This window comes from Chryseobacterium oleae (assembly GCF_900115055.1).
Classification (GTDB): domain Bacteria; phylum Bacteroidota; class Bacteroidia; order Flavobacteriales; family Weeksellaceae; genus Chryseobacterium; species Chryseobacterium oleae.
In genome coordinates, this window is sequence record NZ_FOVD01000003.1 from 213,322 (window position 1) to 238,911 (window position 25,590).

General features: G+C 38.2%; 24 protein-coding genes. 13 read left to right on the top strand and 11 right to left on the bottom strand.

All coding sequences use genetic code 11. From position 1 onward, the window contains the following. Nucleotide 1: 1 nt before the first annotated feature. Entirely contained in the window at nt 2–205 is a 204-nt protein-coding gene (locus tag BM143_RS11605; protein ID WP_072923564.1) for a hypothetical protein, read from the top strand. A 113-nt stretch (nt 206–318) separates the two neighbouring features. On the opposite strand, the gene BM143_RS11610 is transcribed toward BM143_RS11605, so the two are convergent. The 6 genes from BM143_RS11610 to BM143_RS11635 form a co-directional block, all read right to left on the bottom strand. Continuing rightward, on the bottom strand, nt 319–516 hold the full coding sequence (locus BM143_RS11610) for a type II toxin-antitoxin system antitoxin (protein WP_047453265.1): 198 nt from the start codon (nt 514–516) through the stop codon (nt 319–321). Between the two features lie 98 nt (nt 517–614). Next, the gene (locus BM143_RS11615; RefSeq protein WP_090024637.1) at nt 615–1,478 is read right to left on the bottom strand and encodes an SPFH domain-containing protein; all 864 of its coding nucleotides are present in this window, start codon (nt 1,476–1,478) and stop codon (nt 615–617) included. 372 nt (nt 1,479–1,850) lie between these two features. Further along, nucleotides 1,851–5,186, bottom strand: coding sequence for a cytochrome c biogenesis protein CcsA (gene ccsA / locus BM143_RS11620; RefSeq protein ID WP_090024638.1), 3,336 nt, complete (start codon nt 5,184–5,186; stop codon nt 1,851–1,853). Between the two features lie 246 nt (nt 5,187–5,432). Next, nucleotides 5,433–6,014, bottom strand: a complete 582-nt coding sequence (locus BM143_RS11625) for a Crp/Fnr family transcriptional regulator (RefSeq protein WP_090024639.1) — start codon at nt 6,012–6,014, stop codon at nt 5,433–5,435. A 12-nt stretch (nt 6,015–6,026) separates the two neighbouring features. Beyond that, complete coding sequence (locus BM143_RS11630) at nt 6,027–7,940, bottom strand: patatin-like phospholipase domain-containing protein (protein ID WP_090024640.1); 1,914 nt, start codon at nt 7,938–7,940, stop codon at nt 6,027–6,029. Between the two features lie 152 nt (nt 7,941–8,092). Next, nucleotides 8,093–8,728: a cysteine hydrolase family protein gene (locus BM143_RS11635; RefSeq protein WP_090024641.1), complete on the bottom strand. Its 636-nt coding sequence runs from the start codon at nt 8,726–8,728 to the stop codon at nt 8,093–8,095. Between the two features lie 221 nt (nt 8,729–8,949). On the opposite strand from BM143_RS11635, the gene BM143_RS11640 reads away from it, so the two are divergent. The 5 genes from BM143_RS11640 (at nt 8,950) to BM143_RS11660 (ending at nt 15,013) form a co-directional block, all read left to right on the top strand. Continuing rightward, nucleotides 8,950–11,499, top strand: a complete 2,550-nt coding sequence (locus BM143_RS11640) for an FtsK/SpoIIIE family DNA translocase (RefSeq protein ID WP_090024642.1) — start codon at nt 8,950–8,952, stop codon at nt 11,497–11,499. Nucleotides 11,500–11,564: 65 nt separating this feature from the next. Beyond that, the gene (locus BM143_RS11645) at nt 11,565–12,212 is read left to right on the top strand and encodes an outer membrane lipoprotein periplasmic chaperone LolA1 (protein ID WP_090024643.1); all 648 of its coding nucleotides are present in this window, start codon (nt 11,565–11,567) and stop codon (nt 12,210–12,212) included. Between the two features lie 134 nt (nt 12,213–12,346). Further along, on the top strand, nt 12,347–13,801 hold the full coding sequence (locus BM143_RS11650; RefSeq protein ID WP_090024644.1) for an LptF/LptG family permease: 1,455 nt from the start codon (nt 12,347–12,349) through the stop codon (nt 13,799–13,801). A gap of 179 nt (nt 13,802–13,980) precedes the next feature. Next, nucleotides 13,981–14,334 (top strand): hypothetical protein, encoded by a 354-nt coding sequence (locus tag BM143_RS11655; protein WP_090024645.1) that lies wholly within the window; start codon nt 13,981–13,983, stop codon nt 14,332–14,334. 34 nt (nt 14,335–14,368) lie between these two features. After that, entirely contained in the window at nt 14,369–15,013 is a 645-nt protein-coding gene (locus BM143_RS11660) for a hypothetical protein (protein ID WP_090024646.1), read from the top strand. A 54-nt stretch (nt 15,014–15,067) separates the two neighbouring features. Here the strand turns inward: BM143_RS11660 and frr are convergent, their stop codons facing one another. Further along, nucleotides 15,068–15,622 carry a ribosome recycling factor gene (frr, locus tag BM143_RS11665; RefSeq protein ID WP_034727827.1) on the bottom strand — a complete coding sequence of 185 codons (555 nt, stop codon included), beginning with the start codon at nt 15,620–15,622 and terminating at the stop codon, nt 15,068–15,070. A gap of 187 nt (nt 15,623–15,809) precedes the next feature. Next, nucleotides 15,810–16,517 (bottom strand): UMP kinase, encoded by a 708-nt coding sequence (gene pyrH, locus BM143_RS11670; RefSeq protein WP_047453289.1) that lies wholly within the window; start codon nt 16,515–16,517, stop codon nt 15,810–15,812. 166 nt (nt 16,518–16,683) lie between these two features. On the opposite strand from pyrH, the gene porQ reads away from it, so the two are divergent. The 5 genes from porQ to BM143_RS11695 all read left to right on the top strand — a co-directional run bounded on the left by porQ (nt 16,684) and on the right by BM143_RS11695 (nt 19,771). Then, nucleotides 16,684–17,676 carry a type IX secretion system protein PorQ gene (porQ, locus tag BM143_RS11675; protein ID WP_034727823.1) on the top strand — a complete coding sequence of 331 codons (993 nt, stop codon included), beginning with the start codon at nt 16,684–16,686 and terminating at the stop codon, nt 17,674–17,676. A gap of 83 nt (nt 17,677–17,759) precedes the next feature. Continuing rightward, on the top strand, nt 17,760–18,434 hold the full coding sequence (gene cmk / locus BM143_RS11680) for a (d)CMP kinase (RefSeq protein WP_090024647.1): 675 nt from the start codon (nt 17,760–17,762) through the stop codon (nt 18,432–18,434). A gap of 97 nt (nt 18,435–18,531) precedes the next feature. Beyond that, a complete protein-coding gene (locus BM143_RS11685; RefSeq protein ID WP_034727820.1) occupies nt 18,532–18,882 on the top strand; it encodes a YtxH domain-containing protein in 351 nt (116 codons plus the stop codon). Between the two features lie 79 nt (nt 18,883–18,961). Continuing rightward, nucleotides 18,962–19,270 carry a phage holin family protein gene (locus tag BM143_RS11690; protein ID WP_090024648.1) on the top strand — a complete coding sequence of 103 codons (309 nt, stop codon included), beginning with the start codon at nt 18,962–18,964 and terminating at the stop codon, nt 19,268–19,270. Nucleotides 19,271–19,273: 3 nt separating this feature from the next. After that, nucleotides 19,274–19,771: a phosphoribosyl-ATP pyrophosphatase gene (locus BM143_RS11695; RefSeq protein ID WP_090024649.1), complete on the top strand. Its 498-nt coding sequence runs from the start codon at nt 19,274–19,276 to the stop codon at nt 19,769–19,771. Between the two features lie 139 nt (nt 19,772–19,910). On the opposite strand, the gene BM143_RS11700 is transcribed toward BM143_RS11695, so the two are convergent. Continuing rightward, nucleotides 19,911–20,636, bottom strand: a complete 726-nt coding sequence (locus BM143_RS11700; protein ID WP_090024650.1) for a TrmH family RNA methyltransferase — start codon at nt 20,634–20,636, stop codon at nt 19,911–19,913. Between BM143_RS11700 and tamL the strand changes: the two genes are divergently transcribed. After that, nucleotides 20,622–23,246 carry a translocation and assembly module lipoprotein TamL gene (gene tamL / locus BM143_RS11705; RefSeq protein WP_090024651.1) on the top strand — a complete coding sequence of 875 codons (2,625 nt, stop codon included), beginning with the start codon at nt 20,622–20,624 and terminating at the stop codon, nt 23,244–23,246. The genes BM143_RS11700 and tamL overlap by 15 nt on opposite strands. Here tamL and BM143_RS11710 read toward each other — a convergent pair. Beyond that, entirely contained in the window at nt 23,243–23,800 is a 558-nt protein-coding gene (locus BM143_RS11710) for a SanA/YdcF family protein (RefSeq protein WP_394332573.1), read from the bottom strand. The two genes, tamL and BM143_RS11710, sit on opposite strands and share 4 nt — an antisense overlap. Nucleotides 23,801–23,856: 56 nt before the next feature. Beyond that, nucleotides 23,857–24,981, bottom strand: a complete 1,125-nt coding sequence (locus tag BM143_RS11715; protein ID WP_090024653.1) for a ferredoxin--NADP reductase — start codon at nt 24,979–24,981, stop codon at nt 23,857–23,859. A gap of 32 nt (nt 24,982–25,013) precedes the next feature. Between BM143_RS11715 and BM143_RS11720 the strand changes: the two genes are divergently transcribed. Further along, on the top strand, nt 25,014–25,574 hold the full coding sequence (locus BM143_RS11720) for a TlpA family protein disulfide reductase (RefSeq protein ID WP_090024654.1): 561 nt from the start codon (nt 25,014–25,016) through the stop codon (nt 25,572–25,574). Nucleotides 25,575–25,590 lie beyond the last annotated feature (16 nt).

The window sequence follows — 25,590 nt, forward strand, 5'->3', positions numbered from 1 at the left end:
AATGGAAAATAACAAGACCGTAGAGGATACTCATACAGCAGAGGAAAAGAAGACTTCCAAATGGAAAAGTCTGGTGAAGAAATTTGGGATTGGCGGGATTATATTCTTCACGGTAAAAGGAATTATCACTTCTACCCTGATCTATTTCCTGGGTAAGAATTTCTGGACCGTAATCAGTAATTACTTTACCACTTTGTTTGAATAACACTTGATTTATTAAAAATATAAAAAGCAGAGAAATTTCTCTGCTTTTTTTGTTGTATAAGGTTAATTGGGTTATTTATTGATTTGATTTTTTGGAAGGTTACCTGTGAAGGTTTACTCATCCGTGTCTTTCTTTTTCCTCCCCGAATTGACCAGGCTTTGATGCAACAGGTATTCGATTTGCCCGTTTACGCTCCTGAACTCGTCATTGGCCCACTTCTCCACCTGTTTGTAGGTAGATTCATCGATCCTTATCACAAAAGATTTTTTACTTTTGCTTTCGGAGGGTTTTGAAGTTTTTTCCGATTTCATTTTTTCTCTTTGCCTGTTTAATAATTCTTTTCAATAATGCATACGATGCAAAGACATTTCAGTCAACTGAGTCTAAGAATTCATTTTTCATTCTCCATCTAGTAAAGTGTTCCAGCATTTAAGATGGGTTGTGCTGCTTTTTCACCGCAAAGTACCACCATTAAATTGCTTACCATGGCTGCTTTTCTTTCATCATCAAGTTCTACGATATTCTCTTCAGACAGTTTTTTCAATGCAAGGTCTACCATTCCTACTGCTCCTTCCACAATCTTCGTTCTTGCTGCTACAATAGCTGTGGCCTGCTGTCTCTGAAGCATCGCTCCTGCAATTTCTGAAGCATAAGCCAGGTGAGAAATTCTTGCTTCCTGAATGATAATTCCCGCTTTTGAAAGACGGTCAGTCAGTTCCTGCTCTAAAATAGAATTGATTTTATCACCACCTTCTCTCAAAGTAATCGGTGCATGATCATCTTCTAAATTATCATAAGGAAAACTCATCGCCAAATGACGTACTGCCGCTTCACTCTGCATTTTGACAAAGTCTGAATACCGCTCAACATCGAATGCTGCTTTATAGGTATCTCCTACTTTCCAAACCATCACGACTCCAATTTCAATAGGGTTCCCCATTTTGTCGTTTACTTTCAATGTCTGGCCCTGAAGGTTCTCCGAACGCAGTGACATTTTCTGTGACGAGTACAAAGGATTGATAAAAAATAATCCGTTGTCTTTTACCGTTCCTACGTACTTTCCAAAGAAATTCAATACTCTTGAATGGTTCGGCTGAATGATCATCAATCCTTTCAGAAAGAAGCAGAACAGCAGAAAACAAAGCATCGCAAGGATGACATACGTGATACTCTGCTCAACTCCGGAAATAAAAAAATAGACGGCTCCTGCAAATAAAATAAGACAGAAGACTAATGCCAGATAGCCCGACATGGGCTTTAATACTTTTTCCATGATTGCAATTTTTAATTTGATATTGTTTTGATATCATAAAGATATGGAATAGTTTTGAGCTTTGAGTGATGAATGATGAGTTTTTTGATGCGGGATTCGGGATTCAGGATGCGAGATGCGTGGTCTGGGGCTGATTAGTGGAGGGGTATGAAAGCTATGATTGGTTTTGTAATGTTTTAAGCTACCCATCTTTTGGGTTGGGAACAATTGGTCGTTACTATAAAATAATTTGCAGCTAACATCCTTTTATCCCAAACCTCGGAACAAACTCATAACTCATAACTCATCATTTATAACTCGATCCCGAAACCCCGAACAAAAAAAATCCCGGAAAATAAATTCCAGGATTTCAGTTGTTATTTTGTTAACGTTTTATTTCTTCGTTAAGGTTTTAAATTTAAAGTAAGAAGCTACTGATAAAAGAAGCATTGTTCCTAATCCGATGTATACCCAGGCCGGAACCGGAACCGGATCTCCTGCTGCGTAGGAGTGAAGTCCGCTCAGGTAGTAATTTACTCCGAAATAAGTCATTACCATAGAACAAAATGCAAACATCGTCGCTACGTGGAATGCCCATCTGCTTCTCAATCCTGGAACCAATCTCATGTGCAATACAAAAGCATACACCATGATGGAGATGAATGCCCATGTTTCTTTAGGGTCCCAACTCCAGTATCTTCCCCAAGATTCATTAGCCCAGATTCCTCCTAAGAAGTTTCCTACCGTTAAGGCGAAAAGACCAATAGTAAGAGACATTTCAGAAACGATGACCAGTTCTTTTAACGTCGTATCGTGGTGAAGTTTATAGGTATCTTTATCTGAAACAATATAAAATACAAGTGAAATCACAGCAATAATCATGGATAGAGCGAAGAAACCATAACTTGATGTAATGATTGCTACGTGAACAATCAGCCAGTAAGATTTCAATACCGGAACAAGCGGCGTAATTTGAGGATCAAGCGCTGAACCTCCGTGCGCAAATCCCATCATAATAACGGCCACCATAAATCCTGATGCAGGAATTAATGCGTTAGATTTATTTTTAGTGATTAATTGCTTTGCAGCCAATACAGCTTTATCAGCTAAAGAAAGTCTTCCGAAACCAAAATAGAACATGAGTCCCGCAGAAATACCTACCCAAGAAATAAAGATAATTGCTTCATAACCATTACTCCAAGGTGCATGTCCTGAAATGTACCATCTTGCAACAAGACCAAGGAAATGTAAAATATATCCTACAAGTCCCACATAGATAATTATTCTGATAGCTGTATTTAAAGCTTTACTTGGTTTAAACAATTCAACAAAACCAAAAATCAATAATAATCCACCTATTATGGTATAGAAAATCAATAATTTGAAGTTAATATTCACTTCGTTCATGAACACCTCAAGATCTACTTTAGATTTTGCAGGAACTACTGCTTTACCCCATTTTTGCTGATAGTCTGAAAGTTTTGCCAATTCAGTATCTGCCTTGCTCCAGTTTCCTGTTTTCTGAGCAGTAAGAGCTTCTGCAAAATAAGGTCCCATTACCTGCTGCGATTCCATATCCGGTTCGAATTTCTGGTCAAGCCATGAATGCCATGTATGGTTCGCGTCATTTTTTACGGGAACAATTCTCATAAACTGACCGCTGAAGAACTCATTGAAGATCTGTACCCTTTCGTTTACTGAAATAACTTCTTTATCGTAATTGGTCTGCTCAGACGGTTTTTTACGGAATGCAGTGTTATAATCATGCTCAAGAAGATAAGTCAGATTACCGTTGGCATCTGCAGGGAAAAGGTTCATCAGTGAAGTGTATCCTTCCTCGTCAGCCTTTGTTTTATTTTTCAACTCATCACCTCCTTTCGTCCCTACTTTGATCATAGGAACCATCGTCCAGCTTGGTGTGTCTGTATTGATTGACAGGAACCACTGGTTAGCCGTAAGCGACTTTCCGTCTGTTCCTTTGAATTCGTCTTTTTTGTATAGTTTTCTTAAAACATCCAGCGCTTCCGTGTTGATCGGAACAATTCTTCCGTCGAAATTCTGTACCAAAAGGTATCCGAATTTATCTGCATGTTCTTTGCTAATTCTGTTTCTTGCAATAATCTCATCCGGAGAGATAGATTTCATTCTGCTTAAAGGAGCGGCCAGTGAATTCTGCTTTGGAGCAGCACCATCAAGCGGTTGGGCACCCGGAGCCGGAGTGTGAGAATGATTGTCACCTTCCACATGAATATGTTCTCTGCTTCCATCCGTGGTACCGTGCGTTTCAATTTTTTGTGCATTTAAGCCTAAACCTAAAAACAATAAAATTACTGCAGCGTTTTTCTTCCTGTTGATATCTGTCAGCATTTTGTTCAGTTTCCAGAAGTGAGTTCCTTTCCAGAAGAAGATCACAAACATTCCTAAGAACAGCAGTCCGTATCCGATGTAAGAGATAATGGTTCCCCAGAAATCGTGGTTTACAGACAATACAGTTCCCATTCTGTCCGGGTCAAAGCTTGACTGGAAGAAACGGTATCCTTTATGGTTCAGAACGTGGTTCATGTAAATTTTATAAGGGGTTTCTTTTCCTTCGTCAATGATTTTTATGTGGCTTTCATAAGCACTTGGAGACGTACTTCCAGGGTAAGTTTCCATTACGAAATCATCCAGTTTCAAGGCGAAAGGCGTGTTATATACTTTAGGTCCGAAACCTACCATAATGTTCAGCCCGTCCATCGTTACCTGCTTAAAGGCATTTGGATTTCCTTTTTCTACAGAAAGATCAACCAATTGCTTTGTTTTTGGCCCCTGAAGCTCTATTCTAAGCACATCAGGTACCATCGCGTCTTTCTTTTTGTCCCCTTCGAAAGCCATCAATCTTCCTTTTTTAAGACCTTCAGGAACAACCAGTTTCAATTCGTTGATGGTATATAGACTTCTCAATACCAAAGGCTGGAATTCATCTTTCTTAGTACTTCCCGTAGCCTGCGTTGCCATAGTCATAAAGGCAGCATCAACAGGAGTTTTGATGAATATTTTTCCGTCTTCTTTTTTAAATTCCACAGCCCCTTCGATTGCTCTGTTGAACGTTACCAAAGTTCCGTTGATGGATTTTGTTTCGCCCGGTTTGATGTAGATATTCTGTCTTCCTGTAGTTCCTGTAGAAACCAGGTGAAGATATTCTGTACCGTTGGGCTCAGCAATTAAGCTGTCTTTTTTTCTCTGGATATAGTCTTTTGTAAAAACTTTTACTTCTTTTCCGTGGAAATCGTAAGTTGCTTTAAAGTCTTTGTGCAGAGGAGACATCAGATAAGGAATATCCTGGTAATCCAGAGCATCACCCTTTTCCTCGATTTTAATTTTAAAGAAATTTTTGTCGGTCACAATCTCATTGGAAGTTTCCCCCTCTCTGATGTGCATGGTACCTTCAAAACTGATGTATCTTGTAATGGCACCTCCTATAAAAATAAGGATAAAGGCAAGGTGAAAAACAAGAACCGGCCATTTTTCTCTTTTCCACAGTCGGTATCTTGCGATATTTCCTACGAAATTAAGAATGAGCAAGAACATGATTAATTCAAACCATTTTGCTTCATAAATTAGAGCCTTAGCTGTAGGAGTTCCGTAGTCGTTTTCTAAGAACGTTGCATAAGCCATCGCAAATGCATACACCAGTAACAGCACAGCCATTGTTCTGGTTGAGATAAGAATATCTTGGAGCTTCTTCATGATTTATTTTACTTGACATGCAAAAATAAGAATGATAAGCAACAAAGGGGCTAAAAAAAGCTGTTTTTTGTCACTTTGAGGCCTATTTAGGTTATTTTGAACCATTCTTAATAACGTGAAATTCATTAAGGAAAATTCAATTTTTAATATCATAAAATTCAGGATATAATAAACCTATTCATGTTATTGAAGCCTTCTATTCCCTGATAAGCCCTACCACCACTTAAATTAATGATATTCAGCGAACTACTTATTTAAAGAAGTCTTCTTCCTGATCTTACTTAAAAACTCATGGGTAATTCCCAGATAAGAAGCCACCTGCTGCTGCGTTAGCCTCTGTTCAAGGCCAGGATATTTCTCTAAAAATTCAAGATAGCGTTTATCGGCAGTCTTTCCGGTTAAAGAAAGAATTCTTCTCTGCAAAGCTACCGAAGACTGCTGATTCATGATCCTGAAAAGCTTTTCAATCTGAGGCATATCTTCGTAAAGCATCTCTTTATCTTTTTTTGAAATCATCAACACTTCGCTGTCTTCAAGGGCTTCTATATTCAAAATGCTCGGAACATCATTGATGAGGCTGTCGATATCCGTGATCCACCACCCTTTTACGGCGAAATACAGGGTCTGTTCAGATCCGCCTTCATTCAGATAATATACTTTAAAACATCCCTTCGCGACAAATCCTTCAAAAAGACAATATGCTCCTTCTTTGAGAACCATCTCTTTTCTTTTAACTTTCCGAAGCTCGAACGGCCTGCTGAACTGTTCAAATTCTTCATCAGAAAGATGAATATGTCTGCTGATATTTTCTAAAAGGAGATCCAACATGTTCTGTTATTCTTATTTCTCATTATCTTCCAAAAGTCCTTTTTTCCCAAGATCTTTTAAAATTTCTGATATAATCATCCGGGTTATTTTTTTTGCCACGACTCGTTTTCCGAAAAACATTCCTAAACCATATGCGGGACTCATGATAAAATCACCGGCTTTGTCTAACCAGTTTTTGCCATATTTTTTCTTGATCCATTTTTCTGCTACTGCGTTTTTTATAGTCGTCTTATTTATATGTTCACCGGAATCACGGGACTGGATGACATCAAAAATTTTACTAACCCTTTGCTTCAGTTTCTTTTCCAGCTTAAACAATTCTTCAGGACGATAACGCGGTGTTTTGGGAATATCATATTGAGTTCTCCTGCTCAGTTTTGTTTCCTCGCTTTCTGATAAAAGATAAAGATCAGGAATGATGGGCAGGTAGAACTTACCGCTGTTCTTAACCTTTTCAAATTTGAAAGCATCTATCATCTCGTCTGTCCAGGTTTTGTGAATAGGATGAATGTCATTATTAAGTTTATCATAAGGAAACGAAAAGAAATACCGTAAAAAATTTCTCGCGTTATTCCGTCCTAGGAAAAAATCATGCTGCCTGAAACTCTTATCTAAAAAACCTCCAAATGCCATTGCCGAAGCACATGCAACCGTATCCGGCGGCCCAATGATTTTATTGTCCGTATTGGTTTTCCATTTTCGGGGAAATACAATACTCTTAAAATACTTATTCGATTCTGTCTCCAGCATTTCCCTTCTTTTGATTCTGGACTGATCCAATAAGGTTCCGATAATCCCCTGTGCCACATCAATAGCATCGTTGGGCCTTGAATAAGGCTTCTGCGACTGAGCTCTGTCAGGAAAAGGATCGATCATAATGATCCCGTAACGCGGATACCCATCATCCGGAGCTTTACTGTTCTGATGTTGAAGAACACTAAGAACTTCCCGGTACGGCTCATTATTTATAGCTCCACCATCAATGACAACAGATGAATAATTTTTAGGAAAAAACTTTAATTTAATATTCTTAGCTGAAGGATTATCATCTCCAAATTCACCTGTGATAATCCGTTTTATCGTAGTTTTTAAATAGGCATCGCCCAGATCTTCCGTTTTAAATTCCCGAAAAGCCAGACCAATAGGAAAAGCTCCGGTAGCAATTGTGGAAAGCTTTAATGTATCTGCATAGGGTTTATCATAAGGATTTAACCACAGATATTTTTCTTTATCAGGCTGTAATCCGTTGTTTAATCTGTACTGCGTGACAATATAGTGCTCAAAAGTACTGTGATTAGGGATGACGCTTTTCCTTCCAAACTTAGAAATTGAGGTTTCGAAATTTACATCGAGAGGAATACCTCTTAAAAAACAATGGGAAAATAATAATTGTAAATCTTTAGAAATGTAAGAAGGAAGCTGGTCAACCTTTTGTTTTAACACAACATCTTTATCCGCCAAAAACGCCTGGTCTGCAATGGAATCAACGAATTCGGAATTTAGAAGAGAATTGAATTTTCCTTTTTCCAGATCTTTAGTATCTAAAAGTTTTTCCAGCAGAGATCTTTTTTCCTGGGTATCATTTTCTCCCATCAAAACCCAACTGTCATACAGAATATTGTTTTTCGATTCATCTAAATTAACAGCTTCTTTTACCGGGTTTACAGTTCCGTTTAATGCATAAATTGCCGCCATTGTTGTAGTCATTCCACCAGCTGAGGCTCCACCCATGGCATCAATTCTTACCCTATGTTTTGGAATTTTGTCCGAATACTCTTCTAACACTTTACCTTCTTTCGCTTTTTCCCAGAGATCAAGGATTTCAAAAAGATAATCCATAACTCCGGCTGTGTAGCATCCGGCAGATACAGCCCCTGCCATTGTAATACCCAGAGAAAAGATTTCAGTGTTATTTCGGTTTTGCATAAAAACAATTATTAGTTTGGCGAAAATTACAGAATTTAATTTGACGCCGCAAAACAGGATACGATCATCGCTTATTGTATGAGAAATCATGATCCTTGCCGAGGTTTTGAATCTTGACAAGGATTAAAAGAGAAGATTTAAAGAATCACATATCAAAAACTTCCGATATCACTTACAATCTCGGCATATAGATTTCCCAAAGCGGACATTCCCGCAAGAAAAGATCTCTGTACGTCGGTTGCTTTTATAACCTGCCCGTTCAGCACTCTGTCTCTGGTTGCCGTTGCATTTCCGATGACAGTGTTTTTAAATCCAAGATCAAAGGCGGCTCTGACCGTAGAATCTACACAGACATCAGTCATCATTCCTGTAATTACAAGATTCTTAATTCCCTTTTTCTGTAAATATTCTGACAGATCGGTCTCCCGGAAGCTGTTGGGAAAATGTTTGATGATTATTTTTTCATCATTTTTTGGTGAAACCGATGAATGAATTTCTGCTCCGGAAGTATCGGGAAGAAAAAATTCTGCTCCTTCATTCACCGCAATATGCTTGATATGAATGACGGGAATATTGTTTTTTCTGAAGTACTCCAGTGCCTTCTTTGCATTGTTGGCAGCCGGTTCTGCTCCGGCCAGTTCCATTTTTCCTCCCGGGAAATAATCATTCTGAATGTCAATAATTAATAAAGCCGTGTTTTCCATGTTTCTTTTTTGTTGTGCGTTAATGAATAGGAATGAAAATAAAGTCAGGCATAATGCCACGCTATGTTTGAATAAAATTTTCATGTTTTTCTTATTTTTTAAATTAATGGAACAAAATTAGTGGAGCTGTAAGCAATGGCATTTGAACTAGTTCAAAAAACACCTGTCGCATTAGATTTTAATGAAAAAAAATATCTTAAAAACGCTGTGTAATTTTAAAAAATAAACCTAAATTACGCTATCTTTTGAACAAAAAAAGATTCTATTAATGTTGAAAAAACATTAAATTTGCCCACATTGATATTATGGATAAAAAGACACAGACAAAACCGACTGAATCGCCTGATAAAGGCAAAATCTTATCTAAGCCCCGCATATTTTTCGGGCTTACCTTCATTCTTTTTTCTGTCGTTCTGACCCTTTCGTTCGTCTCTTATCTGATGAACTGGAAGGCTGATCAGAGCCAGGCAGGAACAATGACCGATAAAACAATACAATCTTCAAATATCTTTGGGAAGGTAGGCGACTGGCTGGGGAATATTTTTATATTCGAAAGCATAGGAATTGCCTCATTTATTATCGCCTTCTTATTCCTGGTGGTGGGTACCTTAATTCTTAAAAAAAGAACCTTCAAGCCATGGAAAACCATCGGTCATTCACTGTTTTTTATCTGCTGGCTGCCTATCTTCATGGGAGCGGTGACTAAAGGACAGGGTGTTTTGGGTGGTGTGTACGGATACCAGATCATGGATTATCTTAATGCCATTATCGGATCTGTAGGACTTTGGGTGGTTTTGGCTGCCAGCATCCTTCTCTATTTCATTTTGGAATTCAATCTCCGTCCAAGCTCTATCAAATCTAAACTGGATAAGATCAATGACAATACAATCGGCAGAGTGAAATCTATGATGCCTAGTTCAGAGGAAAACTTTGAAGCGGATGAAGAACTTGAAGAGGAAGCTCAGGAAGCCGTTTCCAATGTTACCGTAACAGATCTTTCCAATAAAACAAAAGCGAAAGAACAGGAACCTGTAAGCGTACCTAAAGGATTTCCTGAAGTTCAGCCTTCAACGGATATAGAAACGATTGTAACGCCTAACCATACTTCTTTTGAGGAAGAGGAAAAACCTGTCAGCTTAAATCTGAACACGAAACCTTCTGTTCCAACATCAACTCCGGAACAGGCATTTGATATGACACCGGTAAGTCCGGCTATCACTCCGGTTCCTCCTGTTTCCACGATGCCGGCGCAGGATAACATTAAATTCAATGTGGAAGTAGCTCCGGTTATTGATGTGCTGGATGATTCAGATAAAAAATCACAGGAACTGGTAGAAAAACACGGATTGTACGATCACAAGCTTGATCTGGCCGGATTCCAGATGCCAACGGTAGAATTGCTGAAGGATTATGGTAATGAAGAAATTTCAATCAACAAAGAGGAATTAGAAGAAAACAAAAATAAAATTGTAGGGCTTTTAAAGAACTTCAACGTTGGTATTTCCGAGATCAAAGCGACGATCGGACCAACAGTTACTTTATACGAAATTGTTCCGGAAGCAGGAATCAGAGTATCTGCCATTAAAAAGCTTCAGGATGATATCGCGCTGAATCTTTCCGCTCTTGGGATCAGGATTATTGCACCGATGCCAGGGAAAGGAACGATCGGAATTGAAGTTCCGAGAAAAAACCCTACCATGGTTTCCATGCGTTCTGTGATTGCTTCTCATAAGTTCCAGAATACGGATATGGATCTTCCGGTAGTTTTCGGAAAAACAATTTCCAACGAAGTCTTTATGGCCGATCTTGCGAAGATGCCTCACTTACTGATGGCAGGTGCTACAGGACAGGGTAAATCTGTCGGGATTAATGCAATCCTTACTTCCCTTCTTTACAAAAAACATCCGAGCGAACTGAAATTTGTGATGGTGGATCCTAAGAAGGTAGAACTATCCCTGTATTCAAAAATTGAAAGACATTATCTGGCTAAACTTCCGGATGCTGAAGAAGCCATCATCACAGATACCAATAAAGTGATCAATACCCTGAATTCTCTTTGTATAGAGATGGACACGAGATATGATCTTCTTAAAAATGCATTCTGTAAAAACTTAAAGGAATACAACAAGAAATTCACAGAACGAAAACTGAATCCTGAGAACGGGCACCGTTTTCTTCCTTATATTGTACTGGTTGTAGATGAGTTTGCAGACCTTATTATGACGGCAGGAAAAGAGGTTGAACTTCCGATTGCCAGACTGGCACAGCTTGCAAGAGCCGTAGGAATTCACCTTATTGTAGCGACACAGAGACCTTCAGTAAACGTAATTACAGGGATGATCAAAGCTAACTTCCCGGCAAGGGCTGCCTTCAGGGTAATTTCCAGTGTGGATTCAAGAACGATCCTGGATTCTCCGGGTGCAGATCAGCTGATTGGTAAAGGAGATATGCTTTATTTCAACGGAAACGAGATCTTAAGACTTCAGTGTGCTTTCGTCGATACACCGGAAGTGGAAAGACTGGCAGAATATATCGGTGAACAGAAAGGATATTCATCAGCATTCTTATTGCCTGAATTTGTTTCTGAAGATTCCACAAGTACAGTAGGTGCTTTCGATCCTAATGAAAAAGATGCCTTATTTGAAGAAGCAGCACGAATTATCGTTTCTACACAACAGGGTTCTACTTCTATGCTACAGAGACAGCTTAAATTGGGTTATAACAGAGCTGGAAGAATCATGGACCAGCTTGAAGCAACCGGTATCGTAGGTGGATTTAACGGAGCAAAGGCCAGAGAGGTCATTATCAGTGATCTTCATTCTTTGGAACAGTTTTTGGAAGATTTGCGTAGTTAGAGGAAAAAATGCTTCACAGAGTCAATCCGGAAGCATTAGAATGTTTAAAGTATATTAAATAAAAAATGAAAAATATTATTTCAAAAGTTATAGTCGGAAGTTTTGTTATCGGTGCTGTAGGATTTGTCCCGGCACAGAAAATTGATGCGAAAGCTAAAAAAATTCTGGATGACATCACAGCCAACTACAAGTCTAAAAAGAATTCTTATTTTAAGTTTTCTTTCGGGACCGGCTTGAACGGACAGGTGACCAAAACAGAACCCGGTATTTATTACTCCGCCGGAGAAAAGTATAAACTGAAGATCATGGATACAGAACAGATCTTCGACGGAAGCAAAATCTACAACATCAATGCAGATGATATGGAAGTAACGGTTGCAAAACCTAACGGAAGCAGCAGCATGTTCTCCCCTATCAACTATCTTTCAACATACAGAAATGATTACAATGTAACCTACAACGGAAAGAAAAATGTAAATGGCGTGAATGCTGATTTCATTAAACTGACTCCGGTGAAATCCAATGGAATTCAATATGTATACATTTTTGTAGACTCAGCGAAAAAGCAAATGGTAAAACTTGAGCAGCACGGGAACAACAAAGACGTAGCCGTTATTGCCATCAAAGAATACAAGGAAAACCAGGAACTGGACCCGAATATGTTTGTTTTTGACAAAAATAAGTTCAAAAATTACGTGATCACGGAACTTTAAAAAAGTGAAATGGGGAAAGGGCTGGCTCATAAATTTGCAGATTCCACTCTTCTTCTTTTTGCAGTTAAATAAAAAGTAATAAAAATTATACAAGCCACAAGTAAACTTTGTGGCTTTTTGATTAATTTTGGCGCATGTTAAAAATACTAGACCGATATATCATAAAAACCTTCTTTGGACCGTTTTTCTTTATATTCAGCGTTTTGTTTTTCATCTTTATTGTAAACATTATCTGGGTTCAGCTGGGGCAGTTCATGGGAAAAGGATTAAGCTACTGGCAGATCCTGAAACTTCTTTTTTACCTTGGGGTAAGTGTGATCAGTATGGTGCTTCCGCTTACGATTCTTCTGGCGAGTATCATGTCCTTCGGTGAATTTGGAGAACGGTATGAGCTCGCAGCGATGAAGGCAGCGGGAATTTCCCTGACAAGAGTTATGGCACCTCTGCTGGGGGTCGCAACAGTACTCGCAGTCATGCTTTTCTTTTTCTCCAATAATATTATTCCGGATTTCCAGAAAAAGGCGAAGAATATGCTTTTCAATATCGCACAGACTAAACCTGCCTTAAACTTCACGCCGGGACAGTTCATCGACCAGATTCCGGGTTATATGGTGAAATTTGATAAGATCTACGGAGAAAACGGAGAAAGTATCGAAGGTGTTTTTGTACACAGGAAAGCCAGCACTTATGAAAACCAACAGTCTATTGTAGCTGAAAAAGGAAAATTCGTTCCTGCCGCCAACAAGAATTTCCTGAAACTGGAGTTGTATAACGGATATGTATTTGAAGACAATTTTGCAGGAAAGAGTGAAAATGTAAGACTGAAACAACCTGATCAGGCCATTAAATTTGACACGCTGGTTTCACACTTTGACATCAGTGAGATCATTAACAAAGCTATTGAAAAGGAGCAAATCACGGATGACTATCGTTTTCAGACGTACGGACAGCTTAATGCTACTGTTGCTAAAAGTAAAAAAGACAATAATGACTTTTTCACCTCCATCAGTTCCGATGTGCTTAGCCAGACCAATTCTGTAGTGACCTATATGGATAAAACCAAGTCTAAAAGTGTTGCAAAACAACAGATAAAACTGGATACCGTAAAGGGAGAAAAGAAACTGCAGATCATTTATAATTCATACAGCAGACTTGAAAACCTGAAAAATACCGCTGAAGGAAAAAAGAACGAATTCAGCTCCAATATAAAATACTTCAGTAAAGTTGTTATTTACCAGCAGAGAATTATTTCTTATTCCGTAACATGCATCATCTTCTTCCTGATCGGAGCGAGTTTAGGATCCATCATCAGAAAAGGAGGAATGGGACTTCCGGTGATCATTGCGATTGTTATTTTCATTATTTTCTATGTGATGAATCTTGGTATCGAGAATGTTGCTTGGGGAGGCGGAATGAGTCCTTATTTAGCCGCATGGCTTCCGAACCTGATCCTTCTTCCGTTTGGAATATGGATGACCTATAAAGCCCTTACCGACTCACAGCTGTTTGATGCTGAAAAGTACAAAGCACTGTTTAAACCAATCGTTAAGAGATTCTCGAAGAATAAGGAACATAAGAGATATCAGTAATTTTTTTATTGAAAGATTTAAGAATTTAATCATTTAAAAATTATAAGGCCCGGAGTTTTTCGGGTCTTTTTATTGGGGGTTAATCGTTGTAACATATTCCTTTTTGTACTCAGTGGTAAAAAGTTATATTTACAGGAGAAAAAATCATTTAGTTAAAATAATTTTCATATTCTTTCATTGTGAGGAACACCACTCTATTATCTGTCATTTTATTCTTTTTATTTACATTCTCTAAAGGGCAGCACCAGGCTACTGTTTACTGTTATAAAGGAAATCCTGAATTTCTCAGCCCTGTTTCTGTGGAAAAAGATAGTGTATTTTTAATTCGTGAGAATGATAAAAAAGAACTTTGGGGAATATTGAAGGAACACAACGGAGCTTTTCTGATGCAGTTTTACAAAGCTACTTTAGATGGAAATTACATACTTCATCCTGTAAAAGTAACATCCAGGATTTTTACTTTTTCAAACGTAAAGCCCGGCGATATTAGTTTCGGACAGGGATTGGTATTCAGGAAAAGATTTTGCAGATAATTTTGTAGCTTTAAGGTTCACCAAAAAGTATGATATGAGAACCTTATTCCTCGCTGCCGGATTGGTTTTTATTTTTTCATGTACAAATGATAAGGATAAAACCGCTCTTCAAACACCGCTTTCCAAAGATAGCCTTGCCATTAAAAAGGATTCAAAACAAATAAAAAATGCAGTGGATCCTATAGAAGAGATTAAAAGTGAATACAGCAAACTCCAGAAACAGCTTGAATCCAAAAAACTGACATCTACAGATTTTACCTACAACTGCAACGACGAAAGATCAGGAAAAGTGACGTTTTATTCCGATCAGAAAGAAATCCGAATCATTGAGCATTCCTACGATGAATACAGTCATTTCGGCTCAACGGAACAGTATTTTATCAAAGACGGAAATCTGTTCTTCATTTTTAAAGAAGACACAGGATGGAATTTTGACGGAGGCACCCCGGAAAAGCCTATCACAAAAGACGACATCACGGAAAGCCGCCTCTATATTCATAATAACAAATCCATCAAGTGCCTGGAAAAACAGTATTCTATAAAATCTGATGCCACAGAGAAACCTACTCCCGATAAAATTCCAAACAAGGAAACCCAATGCCATACAGATGAGTTGATGAAAACCTACCAGTCTTTGCTGAGAAACAAGGATAAAAAAGGAGAAACAAAATGTATATAAAAACAAAAAGAGGCTTCGTTAGAAACCTCTTTTTTTATATTGAAAGCCTGACAATTATACTTTCATAATTTCAGCCTCTTTCGTCTTAAGATGCTCGTCGCAAAGCTTTACATATTTGTCCGTAAAACCCTGGATTTCGTCTTCCACGCCTTTTACTACGTCTTCAGAAACACCTTCCAGTTTTTTAAGTTCTTTCAAACCATCCTGTCTTGCGTTTCTTACGGTTATTTTTGTATTTTCAGCTTCTACTTTAGCCTGTTTCGCCAGTTCTCTTCTTCTTTCCTCTGTTAAAGGCGGAACATTAAGAATAATATTTTCCCCGTTATTAGAAGGTGCAAAACCAAGGTTTGAGTTGATGATTGCTTTTTCAATCGCACCAATAGCCGTTCTGTCCCAAGGTTGAATAGAGATGGTCATTGCATCCGGCACAGAAACATTGGCAACCTGGTTGATAGGAGTCGGAGCTCCGTAATATTCTACCATTACATCCTGAACCATTGACGTAGAAGCACGCCCTGCTCTAATTCTTTGAAATGCATGATCCAAGTGCTTTATAGCGCCATCCATGTCCTGCTTTACAGATTCTAATATAAGATCTAATTCTTCCATTATATAGTTAAAATTTGATAAGTTACACATTTTTATAAATGATGAATAATAAGGTATGGGTAATGAATAATAAGCAATGGGTAATTTCTAAATTCCAAAATCTCTGAATCTCTAAATCTTTCAATTTTTAAATCATTAAATATTTAAATTTTCAAACCCCTGCCACCTATTATCTGCCACCTTCTCCCTATAAATCCACTAAAGTTCCTACATTTTCTCCTTCTACAATCTTCAGTAAGTTCCCGTCTTTATTCATATCGAATACGATGATCGGCAATTTATTTTCGTGGCTTAATGTGAAGGCAGTCATATCCATTACTTTAAGGTTTTTAGCATATACCTCGTCGAATGATAATGAGTTGTATTTTACCGCATCTGCATTCTTTTCAGGATCACTGTCATAGATACCGTCTACTCTGGTTCCTTTTAAGATCACATCCGCCCCGATTTCGATAGCTCTCAAAGTTGCTGCCGTATCTGTTGTAAAATAAGGGTTTCCGGTTCCGGCTCCGAAGATTACGACTCTTCCTTTTTCAAGGTGTCTTACGGCTCTTCTTTTGATGAAAGGCTCAGCTACTTTATCCATTTCAATGGCAGACTGAAGTCTGGTTTTGATTCCTGCATCTTCAAGGGCTCCCTGAAGCGCCATCCCGTTGATCACGGTTGCCAGCATTCCCATATAATCTCCCTGCACTCTGTCCATTCCTTTTGCAGCACCTGCTACTCCACGGAAAATGTTTCCTCCTCCAATAACGATCGCTACTTCGCAGCCTTTTTCTACTACTGTTTTGATCTCAGCAGCATATTCCTGCAGTCTTTCATTGTCAATACCATATTGTCTGTTCCCCATTAAGGCCTCACCACTCAGTTTTAGAAGGATTCTTTTATATTTCATCTTTAATTTTTAATAAGCTTTACCGGAGCTATTTTCTCCGAAATTTGATTTTGCAAATATAATCATTAAAAATATTGAAAAAAGAAAAATATTTACGTAGAAATAATGTCAGAAATATTTTGTTAAGTACGAAAAAGGATTATTTTTGCATTAATTATAAATTGAATTGAAGAAAATTGTCATTTTTTCATTATTTCTGTCAGGAATTGTTTCTTATGCGCAAACAGGAACAAATGTTTATCCTTTCTTAAACATCCCTGTATCTGCCCGACAGGCTGCCCTGGGTGGCGATGCAATTTCCGTCAGAGACCATGATGTTTCCTTTGCTATTGCAAACCCGTCCCTTTTAAACAGAGATTCAGACAAACAGCTTTCCGTGAATGCCACAGCTTACCTTGCCGACTCTAAGTATGGTACCATCGCCTACGCAAGAGATTTCGACAACGGGCATATGGCCACGGTGAATGCCAGATACATGACCTACGGAAGTACTCCCAGAACCGATGAAAGCGGTGAGCAAAACGGGGACTTTAAAGCTTCTGATGTAGCTATCGGTGCTGGCTATGCTTACCAGTTTGAAGAAGACTGGACCATTGGTGGAGGCATCAATTTCATCACTTCAAAAATAGACAACTATACGTCTTCCGCAGTCTCCGGAACTGCAGGGATTACCTATCATAATAAAAAGAACAAAGAAGCCCTTTCTCTTGTGATGAGAAATTTCGGTTTTCAACTGAAATCTTTTAACGGAACCAGAGAAAATCTTCCATTCAGGATAGATATGGGTTACACAAGAATCCTAAAAGCCATACCGCTTGCCATTACCATTACTGCTCACGATCTTCAACAGTTCGATATTTCGCAGGAATATAATGTAAACGGACAGGAAGTAGGCTTCGGAAGAAAACTGGCAGACCACTTTTCTGTGGGCGCTGAGCTTTTCCCCGAAAAAGGCTTTAATATAAGGCTTGGATATAATGCGAAAAGAGGAAATGAGCTTGCTGTGGCAGATCAGAGAAACTTTTCAGGGCTTTCAGGAGGATTCGGAATTAAATTAAGAAGATTCCGTATAGACTATGCTCATATCCGCTACCACAACTCATCCAATGTGAACCAGATAGGAGTTTCTATGGACCTTAGCAGCCACGCAGGAGAGTAAGCTCAACCATAATCTTTAAGAATAATAAAGAAATTTTTTCTGCGTTTCCTTGATTTTTTAAAAAAATTCTTGAAATTTGCGGTATGAAAAAACCTGTAATAGCTATCGATGGGTACTCGTCTACCGGAAAAAGTTCAATTTCTAAAGTTATTGCCGATAAACTGGGTCTTATCCACCTGGATACCGGCGCGCTTTACAGGGGAGTTACGTGGTTTGCATTACAGAACTGTATGGATGGCGGCGATTCTATCAACCTTAAGGAGCTCTTCTCTTCTTTAGACCAGATCGAACTTGAATTCAGAAACAATGAAGGCGAGCTGGTTCTATACCTTAATCATATTGATATTTCCAAACAAATCCGTGCCAACGAAGTTTCCGACAATGTCAGTATTGTGGCCAAACAGAAAGAAGTAAGGGATTTCCTGCTTCACTCACAGCGTTCGCTGGCAGAAAAAGGCGGCATTATTATGGACGGACGTGACATAGGGACAGTAGTTCTGCCAAATGCGGACTATAAATTCTTTCTGACTGCCAGTATTGACGAAAGAACCAACAGAAGATATTTTGAACTGGCAGGCCTGGGAATCCATGCAGACAGAGACCAGGTAAAACAAAACCTTATAGATCGTGACAAGATCGACAGTGAAAGGGAAATTGCCCCGTTAAAGCAAGCTGAAGATGCTATTGTGATCGACAATACAGCCCTTACAAAAGACGAAACCATAGATCTGATTCTATCTCACATCAGAAAGATTTAACAATTTTTAATAGCCACTATACCCCCTTTGGTATACAAATTGTACATTTTGACCCAGTAAAAAACTAATATTTATTAACTATTAAAAAAGCTAAAAAATGTCTAAAAACGGAAAAAATACAGCAGGTATATTGGCAGGACTTCTAGCAGGTGCTGCAGCAGGTGTAATCTTAGGAATGCTTTATGCGCCAGAAGAAGGTAAAGAAACAAGAAAAAAAATCAAAGATAAAGCAGGTGACCTAAAAGACCAGGCTAAAAACAAATATGGCGAGGTTTCTGAAAAAGTAAAAGATCAGTACAGCAATATCTCTTCTACTTTCAAGGATACAGCCAGCAATGTAGCCCATACGGTAAAAGACGGATACGATAAATACAAAGATCAGATTGTTTCCAAAACTGCAGACGTAGTAAAGGATGTAGAAGCAGAATTGAATGATCTTAAAAAATAAATAGTTTATTTTTTGAGTAAATTATGGGAAGGAACTTTTTGCGCGAAAGTTCCTTTTTTTGTAACTTTAAAAAAAAACAATGATAGAGACTATTAAAGAATATGCATCAAAGAGAATAGATCTTCTGAAAATTGAAGCTACTGAAAAATCCTCTCTTTCTGCAGGGCTCATTACCTACTTTGTAGTGCTGCTAGTTGCTTTTACTTTTTTTATTATCCTTTTTAATTTTGGAATCGCATTTCTTATCGGTAAGGCGTTGGATAATACATCGTACGGATTCCTGATTGTTGCTGGATTCTATGTGATCGTGATGGCATTTATTATTTCTTTTAAAAATAAACTTGTCAATATGGTTGCAGATCAGGTTATTAAATTTTTAAATCATTAAGCTATGGGCAGAAAATACGAAAGCATCGAAGAACTGAGAAGAAAGAAAAAACTGCTCCAAAGTGAAATCAGTGATCTGGAAAATTTACTCACTTTTAAAAACACAAAAGAGAGCCTTAGCGCCTTCACAAATGGCCTTACAGACCAATATCTGCAGGAAAAAGTAGATGAAGACGGTGATGAGAAAGTAGTTCTGCGAAAAGATGTTATTGCAAGACATCTCACTTCTGAAGTCAAGGATATGTTCATCAACAAGAATACGGCAGTAGGTATTGCCAGTACAGCTTTAGGTGGTAATGTGACAGACAGTCTGATTAAGCTTGGAATCACTGCCGTTGTAGGAAACTATGCCAAAAAGAATATGAAAAGCCCGAACTGGAAGAAAAAACTTCTCGGTGCAGCCATGATCTACCTCGCTCCTATTGCCCTGAAATATGTCAGAAAAAAACTGGAAGTGTATCAGAAAAATAAAAGTGTTTCGAGTCTGGAACAGTTGATATAGAAATTAGAGGTTAGATATTAGAGGTTAGATGTTTTCGTGAAAAAAACATCCTTGTCATTAGAATTTTAAGTTATTCTAAAAAACTCATAATGATATTTGGACTTTCATCAACTAATATCTAACTTCTAACCTCTAATTTCTATCTGGAAAATAATTGCCCCAGAATAATTCCCGCCGCCATAGAAACATTTAAGCTTTCTGTAGATTGCGATTTTCCGAATCTTGGAATGGTGATGCATTGATTAAGAAGTTTTTCTGTTTCCGGACGCATTCCGTTTCCTTCATTTCCCAGAATAAGATTCAATTTTTTCGGTTTTTCGAAAGTATAAATATTTTCTCCCTCCATATCGGTTCCGATATTCACGTTTTCCGTTTTCGAAAGATATTCCACAAGATCAGTGTAAATGATATTCACCCTCGTGAAAGAGCCCATGGTGGCCTGAATCACTTTGGGATTATAAACATCCACCGTATCTTCACTGCAGATAATCTGCTCTATCCCGAACCAGTCTGCCAGACGAATAATGGTCCCCAGATTACCGGGATCCTGAATTCCATCCAGAACCAACTGAACATCCTTATCTTCCATTTTTTCATCTTCCGGCAGATAACAGACTGCCACAGAATCTTTAGGCGTTTTAAGGAAGCTGATTTTTTTCAGCTCATTTTCAGTGATCTGAATAATGGGCACATCAGTACGGTCCAGTTTTTGCGGATCGGTAGAAAATATTTCTTTAACTTTAAAATTAGATTGAGGAAGTTCACAAATGATTTTATTACCTTCAACCAAAAACAAATTGTATTTTTGTCTGAACTTCTTTTTATCTAAAGACTGTAAAATTTTTATTGTATGAGCTGTAAGCATTATAAGAATTCTCCTCAAAAATATTATAAAATTATCTCATTTGCAACATTTGTTGGTCTCCTTTATGCCTGCAGTACAACAAAAAAAGTTCCGGACGGTGAATATCTGCTTACTAAGAACACTTTTGAGTTTGAAGACAGGAAAGAATCCATCGATGAAGAACTGAAGGATTACGTCCAGCAGAAGCCTAATAAAAAGCAACTTCTGTTTATTCCACTGACGTTGGGGTTTTATAATATGGCCAATCCTAAGTATGATACTTTACTCAACGAATACATGACGTATCCGGATGAGATGAGAAATCAGAAACTGAGAGATTCGCTTTTCCTTAAATACAATATGAAAAGCAGTGTGGGCAAAACACTGTTTCTGGATCGTCTGCTTCACAGCTGGGGAACGCCACCCGTGATTCTGGATCAGACCAGAAGTGAAAAAAGCACGGAATCTATTGAAAAAAGATTGATATACAGAGGGTTTTGGGATGCCGATGTACATGTTAAACACTCTATTGACTCAGCATCTAAAAAAGCAGCCGTTAATTATTTCGTTAGACATAACGATCCTACCTATATCAAGGATTACTATTATAATATTACCGACCCTACCGTAAAAGGCCTTTACTGGCAAAAACTGGACAAGAGTCTGATAAGATCCGGACAGAGGCTTGACCAGACCGTTCTTGAAAAGGAAGTAACAAGAATTACAGATCTGATGCGTGAAAACGGATATTACAGATTCAACAGCTCCAATGAAGAGGTTTATTTCGTAGCAGATTCCCTGAAAAGCAAAAAACAGGTTCCTCTTACACTGGAGATTCATAAAGATTCTGCAGATCATCCTTATAAAGTGGCCACAATAGGAAATATTGATGTGGCCATTGTCAATGAAGCAAATGATTTTCCCAAGCATACCATCAAGGACAGTTTAAGAAGAATCAGGTTCCATAAGATGGACAACAACTACAAGACTTCTTCCCTATGGAGAGCAGTTATTGTAGACAGCAAGAAAGTGTACGATCAAAAGAATCTTGACCTCACGAAAAGAAATTTCATTGCGATGAATAACTTCAGTATTCTGAAAGCCAGAGATTCTTTAAGAAGAGGCGGTGGAACTTCACCTAATGACAGTATCGTTGATGTCCTTTATCTGTTGAAACCTCTTCCGAAATACGAACTTAAAGTAGGAACGGATATCAATTACTCCCAGCTTTTAAATCTTGGGGTATCTCCTTCTGTAGACCTTACGACCAGAAATGTTTTCAAAGGAGCAGAAAACCTTTCGACCAGCATTTCAGGAACATTCGGATCCATAAGAAGTACGAAAAACATTGATAAGAAAGACCTTGCTTACGAAATTTCCGCGCAGGCTTCTCTTAATTTCCCGAGACTTCTTCTACCGTTCGATTATTATAAACTTCTTCCGAAAAGATATACACCTACTTCTTCCATCCTTTTGGGAGCATCGGTACAGAATAATATCGGTTTGGGAAGGGTTAACTTTAATACCGGATTGAATTATCAGGCCAATGTGAATGATCAGGTATCACACAGACTGACCCTTTTCAATACTCAGATCAGTCTTACGAAAAACAAAGATGCTTATTATAGTTACTTTGCCAATGACGAGATTATAAGAGACAATACGTTTAAGAACTTTTTTGCTTACAGTAAGGGTGTTCAGGCTATTGCCAATATTGAAGACCAGTTCAATTCAGGGCAAGTAAGTATTGACTATGTTTCAAAGCAGATCATTACTGATCCCAATTATCAACAGACTCTTGATCAGAAAGGTCTGGATCTTCTGACCGCATTCAAAGGAACTATTGTCAATAAAGACAGACAGACACAGGATATCATCATTTCTTCCATGATTTATAATTTTGTGTATAGTGAGATTGGTAAAAAAGATTATCCGAACGCCTTTTATTTTAATGGAAAAGTAGAGCTTGCCGGTAATATCTTAAGTATATTCAACCAGAAAAGAGATGCGGGAGGTGTTGTGGCGAGCCCTCAGAGAACCATCTTCGGAATTCCTTATGCACAGTTTGTGAAATTTGATATCGATACCAGAAAATATTTTAAATTCAATGGAAACCAGACGTTGGTTTTGCGTCAGTTTATCGGAGTAGGTGTTCCTTACGGGAACTCTAAGGATATGCCTGTTATCAAATCTTATTTCAACGGTGGATCCAATGACATCAGAGCATGGGTTGCATTTGGAGGATTGGGGCCTTCAGACTCTCAGGTTGATGAAAGAGTACGTACCTATATGACCAACAACTTAAAACTGACCACGAATATAGAATACAGGGTTCCGTTTAATGAAATGTATGAAGGTGCTGTATTTACCGATATAGGAAACACCTGGAGCATCAGAAAACCCGGGGAAGACAACAGTTATGGAGATGAATTTAAATTCAATAAATTCTTAGGGCAAATGGGAATAGGAAGCGGATTTGGATTAAGGGTAAATGTGGCTTATATCACACTGAGAGTTGACCTTGCCTACAAAATCTATGATCCGAATAAACCTGAAGGTGACCGATGGAGATTTAAAAATTTCCAGCCTTTCAAACCTACTTTAAACATAGCATTCGGATATCCTTTCTAATCCGGAGAGATTCCCAATATGAAATAGACTACAGCAATCACTCTTGCGAGCACTTCGCGGGCCTGGTTTCTGTAGTAGCTTTCAGGCTTATTGACATCCTGAGCGTCAAATCCCAGTGCATTCATATTATTATTCCTCGCAAAAAATAAAGCACGCAGGTTATGAAATCCCTGTGATACAATGATCACATCTTTCTTTTTGTAGACGTCTTTACAACGCAGAATACTTTTATAGGTATTGAATCCTTTCGGATCTTCGATAATAATATCTCCCGGAACACCTTCCTGATTCACTAAATAGTTCTTCATGGCAGCGGGTTCATTATACCCTCTACTTTTCTCACCGCTTACGATGATTTTTTTGATTTTTCCATGATGATACAGAAGTGCTGCAGCATCCATCCTTTTCGTAAAATAAGGATTGGAAAGCCCGGATCTCATCTTTGGGGAGGTTCCCAAAACCAGAGCAACCTCACGTGGAGGTATTTTTGAGATTTTGGTATAGGTACGTCCGTTGGTAAGCCCGAAAACCCAGGCATTGCACAGACATATCACCAGAATTCCTATTTCTACTGATACAAAAGTTAAGTTAAATATGTTCCTGATGATTCTCAACTAAGGTCAAAGTTAAGCTTTATTTTCTTACTTTTTATAATAGACATACACGCTAGTATTTTTCCCTGGGCCTCTTCTTTTTCCGTTAAATATTCATTTTCAAGAAGTTCTACCTCCCCTTCTTCAAGATAGCATTCGCAGCTTCCACAGATCCCTGATTTACATGAATAAGGTACCGGAAAATTCTGAATAAGAAGCTGTTGAAGAATCTTTTCCCTGTTATCCGGAAGATGAGCTTCATACGCTTTTCCAAGCATTGTGAAGGCTACTTCTACGTTCTCAATCAGAGGAAATTCCTTTTCTACAGGATAAATATCGTCATTATATTCTTCAAAAAGCTCAAAATGAATATTCTTTTTAGGAATTCCGTGGTGGTAACATGCATTAGCCAGCGATTTTATCATCTCTCCTTTTCCGCAAATCAGTACTTCATCTACGGCATCCCAGATGGTAGATTCTTCGTCTGTATCATCCAGATGAAGAATTTGATTGATGATTAAATTCAGTTTTTTTTCATCCAGTCTTCCATAGAAAAACTGGTCGGCTGTTTTTTCCTTTGAGAAAAAATAAAAGATCTGAAGCCTGTCACCGTGCATTTTGGCAAGATGATCCAGTTGTTCCCTGTAGATAACTTCTTCCGAACTTTTATTTCCAAAAAACAAAAATAATCTAGTACGCGGTTCTGTATGCAGAATATTTTTAAAATGACTCAAAACAGGAGTAATTCCAATACCTGCTGCGAATGCAACGATTGTCCGGAACTCGCTTGGCTTCGAAACCAGTGTAAATCTTCCGGAAGGCTCTCCTACCATCAGTTCATCACCCACATTATAATTTCTGAACAACTCTGAAGTGGCTCCCTCAGAAGAATTCACCTTGATCCCAAGACAGATTTTCTTTTCATACGGCGCCGAGGTCATTGAATAATCATTAATGACTTCTTCACCATGAGCCCTGAATTTTATGCTCACAAACTGTCCTGCTTCAAACTTGAAATTCTCCCGTAAATTCTCTGCAATATCGAATTCCAGAGAAAAAGTATTTTTGGTAAGTTGTTCCTTTTTCGCTATTTTTAACGGATGAAACTGTATCAGTTTCCCTTTATAGATTTGTTGTTCCATACTTCAATTCAAAAATAGTCAAAAAATAATTTATGAAGAAGATAATTTTATCCACGCTTATTCTTACCGCTCTTTACAGTTGTAAAAAAGAAGGGCAAAAAATGGAAGATACAGCTGTAGCAGATTCAGTTTCCGTAACAGATCATACAGCTCCTGCAGCAGGTGCTTACACTTCAAAGGAACTTTCTCCGGAGAATCTTGGAAAATATTTAGCTCAGAAAAATGACACTTTATATGTTACCAACTTCTTTGCAACATGGTGCGGACCATGTATGAGAGAAATCCCTCATTTTAAAAATAAAATGGAGGAATTGAAAGGGAAACCGGTAAAATTCACGTTCATCAACCTTGATGATAAGTCTGAGTGGAACAGCGCTGTGAAAAGATTTGCACAGGAAAACAACCTTGCCTCTAGTATTATTCTTCTAGACGGCCAGAAACTTGACCCAACCTTTTTTACCACTAATTTCAAACAGTGGGACGGCGGCTCGATTCCTTTTACCTATATGAGAAAAGGTGATAAAACCGATGAATATCTGGGCATGATGACTGAAGAAATATTGAATTCTAAAGTTGAAGCTCTCTTAAAATAAACATCCAGATTCTTTC